The 12,872-nt window shown below is 35.4% G+C and carries 13 protein-coding genes; 8 read left to right on the top strand and 5 right to left on the bottom strand.

Translation table 11 applies throughout. The annotated features are described in order from the left end of the window. Positions 1 to 49 precede the first annotated feature (49 nt). Positions 50 to 994, bottom strand: coding sequence for an alpha-E domain-containing protein (locus DSM00_RS05320; protein WP_128756989.1), 945 nt, complete (start codon positions 992 to 994; stop codon positions 50 to 52). A 34-nt stretch (positions 995 to 1,028) separates the two neighbouring features. After that, positions 1,029 to 2,492 (bottom strand): circularly permuted type 2 ATP-grasp protein, encoded by a 1,464-nt coding sequence (locus tag DSM00_RS05315; protein WP_128756988.1) that lies wholly within the window; start codon positions 2,490 to 2,492, stop codon positions 1,029 to 1,031. A 192-nt stretch (positions 2,493 to 2,684) separates the two neighbouring features. Here DSM00_RS05315 and DSM00_RS05310 point away from each other — a divergent pair, with 192 nt between their 5' ends. From DSM00_RS05310 to DSM00_RS05290, 5 genes are all read left to right on the top strand, one after another. Continuing rightward, complete coding sequence (locus DSM00_RS05310; RefSeq protein ID WP_128756987.1) at positions 2,685 to 5,087, top strand: zinc-dependent metalloprotease; 2,403 nt, start codon at positions 2,685 to 2,687, stop codon at positions 5,085 to 5,087. A 4-nt stretch (positions 5,088 to 5,091) separates the two neighbouring features. Then, a complete protein-coding gene (locus DSM00_RS05305; protein WP_128756986.1) occupies positions 5,092 to 5,535 on the top strand; it encodes a 3-hydroxyacyl-ACP dehydratase FabZ family protein in 444 nt (147 codons plus the stop codon). Further along, positions 5,535 to 6,803 carry a beta-ketoacyl-[acyl-carrier-protein] synthase family protein gene (locus DSM00_RS05300; RefSeq protein ID WP_128756985.1) on the top strand — a complete coding sequence of 423 codons (1,269 nt, stop codon included), beginning with the start codon at positions 5,535 to 5,537 and terminating at the stop codon, positions 6,801 to 6,803. The genes DSM00_RS05305 and DSM00_RS05300 overlap by 1 nt, the downstream gene beginning before the upstream one ends. A 28-nt stretch (positions 6,804 to 6,831) precedes the next feature. Further along, a complete protein-coding gene (locus tag DSM00_RS05295) occupies positions 6,832 to 7,083 on the top strand; it encodes an acyl carrier protein (RefSeq protein WP_128756984.1) in 252 nt (83 codons plus the stop codon). Between the two features lie 80 nt (positions 7,084 to 7,163). Continuing rightward, entirely contained in the window at positions 7,164 to 7,769 is a 606-nt protein-coding gene (locus DSM00_RS05290; RefSeq protein ID WP_128756983.1) for a nitroreductase family protein, read from the top strand. Between the two features lie 51 nt (positions 7,770 to 7,820). Here DSM00_RS05290 and DSM00_RS05285 read toward each other — a convergent pair whose 3' ends face one another. The 3 genes from DSM00_RS05285 to DSM00_RS05275 form a co-directional block, all read right to left on the bottom strand. Beyond that, the gene (locus tag DSM00_RS05285) at positions 7,821 to 8,303 is read right to left on the bottom strand and encodes an arsenate reductase family protein (RefSeq protein ID WP_128756982.1); all 483 of its coding nucleotides are present in this window, start codon (positions 8,301 to 8,303) and stop codon (positions 7,821 to 7,823) included. A gap of 10 nt (positions 8,304 to 8,313) precedes the next feature. Further along, positions 8,314 to 8,616, bottom strand: a complete 303-nt coding sequence (hpf, locus tag DSM00_RS05280) for a ribosome hibernation-promoting factor, HPF/YfiA family (RefSeq protein ID WP_128756981.1) — start codon at positions 8,614 to 8,616, stop codon at positions 8,314 to 8,316. Positions 8,617 to 8,731: 115 nt separating this feature from the next. Continuing rightward, entirely contained in the window at positions 8,732 to 9,691 is a 960-nt protein-coding gene (locus DSM00_RS05275) for a TerC family protein (protein WP_128756980.1), read from the bottom strand. 390 nt (positions 9,692 to 10,081) lie between these two features. Between DSM00_RS05275 and DSM00_RS05270 the strand changes: the two genes are divergently transcribed. Genes DSM00_RS05270 through DSM00_RS05260 form a run of 3 tightly spaced genes read left to right on the top strand, consistent with a single transcriptional unit; the run spans position 10,082 to position 11,891 of the window. Continuing rightward, the gene (locus DSM00_RS05270; protein WP_241652359.1) at positions 10,082 to 10,468 is read left to right on the top strand and encodes a nucleoside deaminase; all 387 of its coding nucleotides are present in this window, start codon (positions 10,082 to 10,084) and stop codon (positions 10,466 to 10,468) included. Beyond that, entirely contained in the window at positions 10,450 to 11,313 is an 864-nt protein-coding gene (locus tag DSM00_RS05265; protein ID WP_317127832.1) for a formate/nitrite transporter family protein, read from the top strand. The genes DSM00_RS05270 and DSM00_RS05265 overlap by 19 nt, the downstream gene beginning before the upstream one ends. Before the next feature lie 29 nt (positions 11,314 to 11,342). Then, a complete protein-coding gene (locus DSM00_RS05260; RefSeq protein WP_128756979.1) occupies positions 11,343 to 11,891 on the top strand; it encodes a DUF4251 domain-containing protein in 549 nt (182 codons plus the stop codon). Positions 11,892 to 12,872 lie beyond the last annotated feature (981 nt).

The following is a 12,872-nucleotide window of genomic DNA, read 5'->3' as shown; positions in this document are numbered from 1 at the left end:
TGGGTTTAGGAACAGACAAAAATAGCCAATAAAACGCAGATTATTCCAGTTAATATTTGAAGTACTCGTTTTCTATTTTTTTTGCAATTTCAATAAGTGTATCCTGAATTTCTTCAATAAATAGTTCCACATCTTCTTCAATTTTATCTACCGTTTTGTAGCAATATTCTGCGTGTGTTTTACCTATTAAAAATGCTGCAGAATTGTGCTCAGGATGCTTATCTCTACTTATTAGATTTATATGGTTGTTTACCTGCACAAGACTGTTCATAACAGAGCGGGGACAGTCTCTGTTTAAAATTAAAAATTCGAGAGTGCTTATACTTGTAGGTGTTTTTTTATAGTACCGACGCATCATATCATACGATTCGATACATTTAAGAAGGGTTACCCATTCATAGCTTTTACTAAATTTATCTCCATAACTTCCTTGAGATTTTAATGCATCGTAATATTTAGACTGTATAATACGTACTACCTGCGTAGCCCGTTCAATATTTACTCCCAGCATTATAATCGCATAGACTTCATCGTGCAATAAAGTCCCACGTATTTTTCCTCGTAAAACCGCGGTAGATTCTGCTACTTGAGTCGAAAAATCATATAGTCCCTTTTTTACAAAGAAATCAGCATCATAATTAAGTACAAAATGATAGAATTTATTGAGGGATTCATATAATTCTGTTGAAATTAAATCGCGTGCTCCATTGGCATTTTCACGAGCATATTTAACGCAATTTATTATTGAGTAGGGGACATCCTTATTTAAGCCGATATCAAAAAATACATTTTGCTCAGTTAATTCATAGTCCTTAGGAACCGGACCATTTGCCATAAAAAGCAACGAATGCAACACCAGTTCGCGAGATTGTGATTTTTCATTAGGAGCATCTAATGACGAAAAATAGTTCACATTTAAATAGCGCGCTAAGTGTTCGGCACGCTCAATGTAACGGCCCATCCAGAATAAATTATTTGCTACTCGTGCAAGCATAGTTTTTATTTTCTAACTAATAGTGGTTGTTTGTTTAACTTTTAAGAACCCAGGTGTCTTTAGATCCTCCTCCTTGAGACGAATTCACAATAAGATTTCCTTTTTTCAAAGCAACGCGGGTGAGTCCGCCTTTGAGAACAAAATCTTTATTTGCACCTAAAAGGCAGTAGGTTCTTAAATCTACGTGTCGCGATTCAAAAGATTCACTTTCTTCGATGTACGTAGCGTGAACAGAAAGACTCATAATGGGCTGGGCAATATATTTACGTGGGCTAGCCATTATGGTTTTCTTTACTTTTTGAATTTCGTCTTTAGTAAGTGTATTTCCTATTGAGATTCCGTAGCCACCAGCTTCATCTACTGGCTTAATTACCAGTTTATCAATATTTTCTAATACAAATTTCATATCATCGGGTCTGCTACAGTGATAGGTTTGTACATTGTTTAGAATGGGCTCTTCTCCCAGATAATATTTTATAATTTGAGGCATATACGTATATACTGCTTTATCATCTGCCACACCGGTACCGGGCGCATTTACTAAGCAAACATTACCATTTTTATAAGCCGAAAATAAACCAGGAACTCCAAGCATTGATTCCGGTTTAAACTCTAACGGATCCAAAAATTGATCATCAACGCGGCGATATATTACATCTACGCGCTGTGGACCCCGAATGGTTTGCATATAAACAAAATCATTTTCTACAAACAGATCACGACCCTCTACCAGTTCTACTCCCATAGCCTTGGCTAGATAGGAATGTTCATAATAAGCCGAATTATAAACTCCGGGAGTGATTACCACACAATTAGGTTCGTCCACACCACGCGGCTTTACAGACTCCATCATCTCCAATAAATTCTGAGCATAATCTGTAACAGAATGCGCGTTATAATGATTAAACACCCCAAAAAGTGCCCGTTTTAAAGCAGTACGATTACATACCACATAACTTACGCCAGAAGGGCAACGTATATTATCTTCAAGTACATAGTATTTGCCATCAGAATGTTTGATTAAATCTGTGCCAGAAACGTGATTATAAATACCCCCAGGAGGATCTATACCTATCATTTGATGTAAGTAATTCTCAGACGAACTAATTAAATCGAGTGGCACAATCCCTTGCTTTATAATTTTTTTATCGTGATAAATATCCCAGATAAAATGATTCAACGCTTTACTACGTTGTAAAACTCCGCGTTCAATTACATCCCATTCTTTTTGACCTATGATACGTGGAAAAAGATCAAAAGGAAATATTTTTTCTTTTGCCTCTTTATCATTATAAACCTGAAAGGTTATTCCCTGGTTAAAAAATGATGCCTTTGCTTTTTCATTTAATTTTGCAAAGTCCTGACTTGAGTGTCCGCTGTAAAGATCAAAGAGTGTTTGATACACTTTCTTTACATTTCCCTTCTCATCAAAAATCTCGTCATAAAATTTTGAATCTTTTTCATAAGATGCAAAAATAGAGTTTTGGGTTTCTGACATACATGGTTTTGTTTGATGTTAAAATACCAATAATCCAGTAATTTGTTAATAATTAAATCTTAATTATTCAGCTTCTAATTCAGATTAAAAAATAATTTTATTAAAATATTGAGAATCTTTCAATAGGCTTTATTTTCTAGACTACGAACTATTTTTGAATTATTTAGCTAATTTTAAAGCTTAATCTTATCTATGAAAAAAATAGCTACGCTCTCTTTACTCTTACTAGTTTCAACACTTCAAGCACAGTTTCTAGAGAAATTAGGCAAAGTGGATACTCAAGATGGTTTTTTCAAATTTCATTATACTGAAAAGACAGACAATATCTATCTGGAAGTTGCAAACCTCAATCAAGAATTTATATATGTCCACGCGTTAAAAAGTGGAATAGGTTCTAATGATATAGGTCTTGATCGGGGTCAGCTGGGAGGTACAGCAATTGTAAAATTTATTAAAGCAGGTAATAAATTATTGCTGGTACAACCTAATCAGGATTATAGAGCAATCACAGATAATGCTGCCGAACGTGAATCTGTAGAAGAAGCATTTGCAAAATCTGTATTGTACGGTTTTGAAATTAAAGAAACTAAGGGAGAAACCTATATTATAGATTTGACTTCTTTTCTAATGGAAGATGCACACGGGGTTGCTCAGCGTTTAAAATCGAATAACGAGGGTGTATATAAATTAGATAAAGACCGAAGCGCTTTGGCCTTAAAAAATACGAAAGCGTTTCCAAAGAATGTAGAATTTGAAGCATTGCTCACCTTTAAAGGAGATCCTCAGGGAAGAAACCTACGGTCTGTAGCTCCAGATGCATCCACAATATCTGTGGTTCAGCATCATTCTTTTGTTGAACTTCCTGAAGTTGGTTACCAAACTCGAAAGTTTGACCCGCGCTCTGGAGCAATTCATATCAGTTACAAAGATTATGCTGCGCCAGTACAAGAATCTATTGATAAGAAATTAATTATAAGACATCGCTTAACAAAAAAGAATCCAGAACTGGCTATTAGTGAGCCTGTAGAACCTATTATTTATTACTTAGATCCGGGAACACCAGAACCGGTACGTAGTGCATTATTAGAAGGAGCGCGCTGGTGGGATCAAGCTTTTTCTTCAATAGGTTATAAAAATGCTTTTAAGGTAGAAATGCTTCCTGAAGGTGCAGATCCTTTAGATTTACGCTATAATGTAATACAGTGGGTGCACCGCAGTACTCGCGGATGGAGTTATGGAGCGAGTGTTGTTGATCCGCGTACAGGAGAAATCTTAAAAGGTCACGTGAGTCTGGGAAGTTTACGTATACGACAAGACTTTATGATTGCTCAAGCACTTATGAATAAACCTTTTGCTACTTCTGATGACAATTATGAACCTATGCTAGAAATGGCTCTGGCCCGCATACGGCAACTTGCAGCACACGAAGTGGGACATACCCTGGGATTTGCTCACAATTTTGCAGCAAGCGTAACTGATAGATCTTCTGTAATGGATTATCCGCATCCTACAATACGATTAAAAGAAAATAAAATTGATTTTAGTGATGCTTATGCAGTAGGTATAGGTCGCTGGGACAAAGTAACGGTAGCGTATAGTTATAGTGATGTAGAAAGCGGAATGACAGAGTCCTGGTATCTAAATTCTCTATTAGAAAATGCAGAGCGAGACGGATTGCGATTTATTACAGACAGCGATTCCAGATCTGCTACAGGAGCACATCCTGATGCGCATTTATGGGATAATGGAGGTAATGCAGCTACAGAGTTAAATGATGTTTTAAAACTACGGAATTTTGCAATTGGTAATTTTAGCATAGACAATATACGTACCGGCGAACCCTTAAGTACGTTGGAAGATGTTTTTGTACCGCTTTATTTCTATCATAGATATCAAACTGAAGCCGCTATAAAAAGTATTGGTGGACTTCGCTACAATTATGCCGTTAAAGGAGATTCAAAGCAAGAGATTTTAAATATGGTTTCTAATGAGGAACAACAAGCTGCTTTAGATGCAGTACTTAAAACTCTTGATGCAGAATATCTAAGTATTCCTCAAGATAAATTGAAGTTATTTCCTCCCAGAGCTTTTGGATACGGGAGAGATCGGGAGAGTTTTAAAGGAAACACCGGTATTACTTTTGATCCCTTAGGTGCTCCAGAAACTGCCGCCGATATGACATTAGATTTTCTCTTAAATGCCGAACGTGCTAATCGCATTGTAGCACAACACGCCTGGGATCCAAATTTAATATCTATTTCAGATTTTTTAAATCAATTACTTGAAGCCACCCTTTATACAAAACATAGAAGAGCCTATGAGCAGCAAGTACAACAAACAATTAATTATCGTGTGTTGAGTCATTTAAAGGAATTATATGTAAACCCAAAAGCAATTCCTCAGGTAAAAGCAGAAGTACTTGCTATTTTAAGTTCAGTTAAATCTGAATATCAATCCTCAAAAGAATCTAACGAGCAGTATATTGCGCAAGAAATTACAAACTTTCTTAAGGATCCAGACGAATTTAAACCGGTTTCATCGCCTAAAATTCCTGATGGTTCTCCTATAGGAAGTTATCAATGTACTAATAATTAGAATTGTGACACATCAAGAAATAATTGATAAGCTGCCATATACCCAGCCGTTTCTATTTGTAGATACGATTACAGAAGTTTCAGATAAACATATTAAAGGAGATTACACCTTTGTAGATACGGCAGATTTTTACCGAGGGCATTTTGAAAATTTTCCGGTAACACCCGGTGTGATTTTACTAGAATGTATGATGCAAATAGGTCTGGTAAGTCTGGGAATATATCTTCTTAGAGAAAAAAATATCGATCTTAAAAACAATGCTTCCGTAGCAATGACAGAAAATAATGTGCAGTTTTTTAAGCCTGTATTTCCTAATGAGAAAGTAAGCGTTAAGTCTGAATTGGAGTACTTTAGATTTCATAAGTTAAAGGCAAAAGTGAAGATGTTTAATCAAGCTGGAGAGTTAGTTTGTAGCGGAATATTTTCAGGAATATTAAAACCTAGTTAATGCAAAATACAAGAGTTGTAGTCACAGGATTAGGAGTATGTTCTCCTAATGGTGTAGGTGTTCCTGCCTTCAAAGAGGCTATCGAAAGTGGAAAAAGTGGAATTCGTTTTTACAGTGAACTGGAGAAACTGAATTTTTCTTGTCAGATAGGAGGGATGCCTTTGATTTCAGAAGCTGTAAAAGCAAAATATTTTACCCCATTACAATTACGCAATTTTAATGCAGCAGGTATTTTATATGGTGTTGCAGCAGGTATGGAGGCTTGGACAGATGCAGGTTTAAAAATCGACGAAGAGAACTGTGATTTTGATAGTGGGACCATTTTTGGCGTAGGTACTCTCGGGGTAGATAAATATCGGGAGAGTATATATAAAGTTGATGAGGGCAATACGAGACGTTTAGGCAGCACGAGCGTACAACAAACGATGAGTAGCGGTGTAAGTGCCTATTTAGGTGGTATGCTGGGCTTAGGCAACTTGGTAACTTCAAACTCGTCTGCCTGCTCAACCGGTACCGAAGCAATTTTGCTTGCCTACGAGCGTATAAAAAATGGAAAAGCAACCCGTATGCTCGCCGGAAGTACAAGTGACGGCGGTCCATATGTTTGGTGTGGTTTTGATGCGCTACGCATATTACCTTCAAAATATAATGCAAACCCTACACAAGCATCACGCCCAATGGCTTCAGATGCTAGCGGCTTTGTACCGGGAAGCGGAGCAGGAGCGTTAGTTTTAGAAACATTAGAAAGTGCTCAAAAACGAGGAGCAAAAATATATGCAGAAATTATAGGTGGTACGAGTAATAGTGGCGGCCAACGTCAAGAAGGTTCGATGACTGCGCCTAATTCTATTGCTGTAAAGCGCTGTATAACAGACGCCGTAAAAGACGCCCAAATTACCGCGGAAGAAGTAGATGTAATTAATGGCCACCTCACAGCAACATCTAAAGATGATCTTGAAATTAAAAATTGGAGTGAGGCACTTGACAGAAGTGGTCAAGAGTTTCCTTATATAAATTCGTTAAAGGGGATGACCGGTCATTGCCTGGCTGCATCGGGAAGTATAGAATGTGTTGCTTCGGTATTGCAATTAAAATATCAGTTTTTATTTCCGAATATTAATTTACAACAGATTAACCCTGAAATACTTAAAGTGGTTTCAGAAAATCGTATTCCTAGAGGCCGAATGAATCTGGAATTTAATATTCTGGCAAAAGCAAGTTTTGGTTTTGGGGATGTTAACTGTTGTCTTATTTTTAAAAAAATATAATTTCGCAAAGGCGAAAAAAATAACCCATATGAATCAAGAGATTTACGCAAAACTTACAGAAATAATAAAACCCTACTTACCTGAAGATGTCGATGCTGCAAGCATTGCAAAAGATAGTCATCTTGTAAATGACTTAAATATTAACTCCACCCATCTAGTAGATATCGTGCTTGATGTAGAAGATGCTTTTGATATTACCATAGAAGATGATGAGCTTGATAACATGGAAACGGTAGCCGCTTCTATAGCGCTAATCGAGCAGAAATCTGAAAATAAATAGGCGATTTCATTTGCGTTAATAAGCGTTAAAACTATGCCTATATGGTACTTTACCATTAACTTCTTTCAAAAAATTAAGCTATGAAAGAGATTACAAAAATTACACCTACCGATTATGAAATTATGGATGAAATCAAATCACGCTGGAGTCCGCGTGCATTTGACGATGTCCCGCTTAGCGTTTCTGAAGTTAAACAACTTCTAGAAGCAGGTCGCTGGGCATCGAGCTCTTTTAATCAGCAACCCTGGCGTATTATCTATGGAATAAAAGGAGATCCTGTTTTTGATAGAATTCTTTCATGTCTTGTAGAATTTAATCAAGACTGGGCAAAAAATGCTCAGGCTTTATTATTAACGGCCTATAAGAATACAAATAATGAGGGCGAGCATTACAGACATGCAATGCACGATTTAGGATTATTTATGGGAAATGTGGTCATTCAAGCCAATCATAAGGGAATAGGGGCACATCAAATGGGTGGTCTGGATCCTGTAAAGGCACATAGTGAATTTGGTTTTACATCAGAATTTGATGTGGCTACCGCTGTGGCATTAGGTCGATATGGAGGCGATCCCGACACGCTTCCGAAAGATTTGAGAGCGGACGAACTCGAAGAAAAACGTACCCGCTTTAAAGTAGATCAATTTGCTTTTAATGGAAATTTTGAGAATAAGATTGAAGATTGATAAACTTTAGAAACAGAAATAAAAAAAGGCTAGTAAAAACTAGCCTTTTTTTTAGTTATGATCACCCGTTTCTGGTTTGTCAATAAAACGTTCATTTTTGGTAGTACTTGATATCGTAGGCTCTTCGTGCATCATCTTCTTATCGAGTCCGGCGCTATCAACACCTAAAAATTCTTGTGCCTGCGTTGGGTTAGTAATTTGCTTCATCACATCTTGATGTATAATAACCGGATGAGCAAATAACTCTGGTCTGTTCTTGAGAATATTTACATAATCATTCTCATCAAAATCACCATTTTTAATTTCGTCATCATCACTCACTTCATCAAAACTCAATAATTCGCGCATTGGTTTATTAAGTTCTTCAGCAAGTTCAGCCCATTGAGTACCTGTTAAAGGATTTTTAGCTACGTCAATAGTATGTAACTCTTTATCTTTAACTGCAGATATATGTGCGTGAGTACGCTCACCAACACGGCTTGTACTACTATAAATCAAGGTTATCTGGTTTTCATTTCTTGCAATAGATTTCATAGTATATGTATTAGTGAGATTTCATCTTTTCCTTACGCTTCTTTAATTGGATATTAAGTTCGCGCATAACTTCTTTGACAGACTCGTGAAAGCTTTTTGAACTATGATCTGCGTACAAACGAGGTCCCGGAGCACTTAAGCGTATACCTGCAATTTTGCCGGTCTCATCACTAGATGTATTCTCAGTTTTGAAGAAAATATCTGCACGTACGATAAAATCGTATTTATGAACTAATTTATCTAATTGTTCTCTTGTAAAGTCTTCTAATGCTGCGCTAGCAGCTACATCATTATACTCAAAGTTATAATTCATAATCTTATTTTTTTAATTGTTTTCTAAAATTACGTAATGAAAGACAGCATACCACATACTTTAGGCTTTCTTTGACATCATAGCGTTAATTAAACTTAAAGTTTATGTTCAACTTTCAAGGCTGTGGATCAATATCTGTAGAAGAAGAATCTTTTATGTAAACCGAAGCTAAAATTCCACCTGCAAGAGCTAAAATAATTACAGCAAGTGAAAGCCACTCCGGAACTTCAATTAAATGAGAGAAAATCATTTTTAGACCCACAAAAGCTAATATAACCACAAGGCTATAATTTATATATCTAAATTTCTGAAGCATTCTAGAAATTAAAAAGTACATCGATCGTAATCCAAGAATGGCAAGAATATTTGAGGTAAATACTATAAAAGGATCTGCAGTAATAGCCAATATTGCAGGGATACTGTCTAATGCAAAAAGAATATCTGTTAATTCAATTACTATAAGTGCTAGGAAAAGGGGAGTGGCTGCTTTTTTTCCATTTTCCACAAGAAAAAATGCGTGTCCTTCGATGGTTGTAGTTACCGGAAATAATTTTTTCACCCATTTGTAAATAGTTGATTCCTGCGGATTATAGTCATCTTCAGACTTAAGCATTTTATACGCTGTAAATAATAAGAAAGCACCAAAAACATAGATAATCCATTCAAATTTATTGATAAGCGCTACCCCAAAAACGATCATTAACGCTCTAAAAATTATCGCACCTAAAATCCCCCAGAATAATACACGATGCTGAAACTTTGCAGGTATTGCAAAAGAGGAAAAGATTACTGCGATTACAAATACATTATCTATACTCAACGATAACTCAATTAGATAACCTGTTATGTATTTTAAAACTGCTGTATTTGCAGAAATATTTGTTGGGTTTTCTATTAATTTCGCATTAAAGAGCCAGTAAATGATTCCGCTAAAGGCCATTGCAATACTAAACCATACAGCTGTCCAGATTCCCGCTTCTTTACTTTTTATAACATGATCTTCCTTATTAAAGACACCCAGGTCAAGTGCTAAACAGATAAGAATAAAGACGATAAAAATACCCCAGATAAGCATAATTAATAGATTAAAATGATCAAGACTAACAGATTCTAAACATTATAGATATCGGTTAATTTATTAAGTGTAATACACACCAATAGCGCAAATATACTATAGATTATAAGCCTTAAGAATATGCATCTTCTAAATTGCTGTTAAATAAAATGCGATTGAATAGTAAATATCGTAATGCACGGACTATCATTTTATGATCCATCTTTTGATAATAAGCGTATATAACGCTAAGGTTTTCTTATAGCCAAATTCTATTTCTGGGAGATGACTTATATTTCCAAATTCCAAATCGATTTACTAATTAACGAGTTCGCAGTTTTATGAACGACACTTCTCACAAGCACTTTATGCGTAAAGCTATACAGTGGGCACAGAAAGGACAAGAGATCGATGGAGGAGGAGCCTTTGGAGCAGGTTGTGGTAAAAGATGGCGAAGTAATTGCTGAAGGTCATAATCAAGTAGGTATAACCCAAGACTGTACGCAGCACGCTGAAATAGCTGTAATTCAAGAAGCCTGCAAAAAGCTAGGTAGTAAATCGCTTGAAGATTGTATTTTGTATACAAGCTGCGAACTATGTTTAATGTGTTTAGGAGCAACACGATGGGCATCGCTATCTGTAATTTATTTTAGTGGCTCTGCAGAAGATGCTAAAAATGCAGGATATATTTATAGTGATTTATTTTATAGAAGTACTATTGAAAAACGATATAACGAATTTAACCTAAAACAACTATTGCAAGCTGAGGCGTTTGCAGTGTGGAAAAGAACATTATGATTGAAGAAGAAGACGACAAACAAAAAAATATAGACGAAGAACTAGAAAAGTCTGAAAAATCGGAAGATTCACAGGCAAAAAGCCACGGTGAAATTCTAAAAGAGCAGATCTGTGAGGGACAAAAAATTTATACACTGAGTACCAGTAGTATAATTATGAGCTCATTAACTGCTGGCTTAGAAATAGGCTTCAGTTACATGTTATTATGTAGCGTATTTTTTTACTATTCAGATAGTCTAGCAGTAGAGAGTCTTTTTAAAATTATAGCGCTAGTCTATCCTTTAGGATTCATTCTGGTTGTACTGGGACAATCTATTTTATTTACAGAGCAAACCTCATTATTAACCTTACCGGTGTTAAACAGACAACACAGTATTTTTAGCTTATTGCGTTTATGGGGTCTTGTCATTTTTGGTAATCTTCTGGGAGGATGTTTAATTGCATTTGTACTTGTGTGGATAGGTCCTCAACTGGGAATATTCGATACCAAAACAATCGTAAAAATAGGAGAGCATGTTGCTGGTTTTAGTCTTCCGGTAATTCTGGTGAGCGCAATATTAGCAGGATGGATGATGGGTTTACTATCCTGGTTAGTAACTTCTTCAAAAGATACGGTAAGCAGAATTATTATTATATTTTTAATTACAGCAACCATGGCATTTGCCGGTTTACACCACAGTATTATAGGTAACATCGAAGTTTTTGCAGCATTTATTAGCGGACCCGAAGTGAGTTTAGGTACTTTCTTAAGTGTAGAAGCTGTTGCTTTAGCTGGTAATGCAATAGGTGGTGCGTTTTTTGTGGCATTATTAAAATACAGAGCCTTTGTAAATAATGTTGGATAAGCGCAAGATCGCTACTAAAATTTTATAGTATGAAAACAATTTATACACTTATAACTAGTCTTTTAATCCTGAGTTGCGCAAGCTCTAGAGTTGATGTTAGGTCTAACGAATCACTCAATCAATGGATTGATGCTAAACAATATTCACTTGAAGCAACTACGGCAATGCCTATGAATACCGTTGCTGTAAGTGCAGTTTTGAACAGTAATATTTTAGGTCCCGGAAACAGTGCATCCCAAATTAATCTTATAGGCAATTCTAATTTCTTACGAATAAAAGGTGATAGCGTTCACGCCAGTTTACCATATTTTGGAGAGCGTCGTATGGGTGGCAGTTACAATTCGAGAGAAACCGGTATTACAGTAAACGGACTCTATAAAGATTATAAAGTCGATACAAAAAAAGGAATGTATGTAATTACATTTTCAGCAAGAGATACTCAGGGAAATGAAAATTATGACTTCATACTAAATATTAGTCCGAGTTTACACGCAGATTATTCTGTACAGAGTTCACAACGCTCAAATATTCATTACCGTGGCCGCATAGAGAAGTTGGATTTAGAAAATCAAGAATAAGTTTTAAATAGGTAATAAATGAAGAAGCCAAAGAGCTTCTATAAATTCTATTTTACATAATGTAAATTATAGTACAAATATAATATATGAGTAAAATGGCGAATACAGCGTATTTAACATAATTGTAGATATAACTAACACGTCAGTGTTAGTTATATCTACAATTATGTTACAGCCATTTTACGACCTGAATTTCTTTTTATATTCGTAAGCTATAATTCCATATTATGTAAAATATCCCAGAAAGTATTGAATACACAATAAACTGTAGTACTGGGGTCATTAAACATTTGGCTCTTGGGTTTAGTACTAAATAAGAAACATCCTGCTGTTTGTACTATAATTAGACGCTACGTAAAATTGCCGCGCCCAACCGCTTTATTGTTTTTAAAAAATTAAATGCTTTATGGCATTTATTTTAAACTCAATTTGCCACGCTTGGCCACACCAAAAAAAGCTAAACCTTTTGCTATTAATTATAGTTCTCGTATTCAAGAAAAATCCAGTAAAATTTTTTTCTACGCCATTCTCGCAAGCTAGCCACAAGAGTATAAAATTTTTCTTGGCTCAAATCCACGCTCTAAAATTTCTATACACCTGTTCACTATGGAACTATAATTAAACATTTTTAGAGTTTGCATATCTTTTTGTCTTGATACAAAAAGAAACAAAAAAATCAAGGCTGCACAAAACTTTGGAAACAATCACGGCTAAATCGCTATATTTTAGAAAACATTGAAACTGATTAATATTACTTTAAACTAGCCTTTAAAATTGAAACTATTAATAATATGTATTGCTAGATCTCTATAATATGTACGCTCATTCGCCTATTGAGTGACCAAAGTTTTCTGAGGCCGTTTTGCATCGTAATATTTTAAAAGGATAAAGACTTGAAATTAATATTGAGAATTAAACTCTCTATTAAAACTAACTTTTTAGTTATTTGAACTAAGTCTTTTCAGAATTAATAATTAATCC

The sequence above is a fragment of the Leeuwenhoekiella aequorea genome (assembly GCF_004104375.1).
In the GTDB taxonomy this organism is placed as follows: Bacteria; Bacteroidota; Bacteroidia; order Flavobacteriales; family Flavobacteriaceae; genus Leeuwenhoekiella; species Leeuwenhoekiella aequorea.
This window is presented reverse-complemented; position numbering and strand designations above follow the sequence as displayed.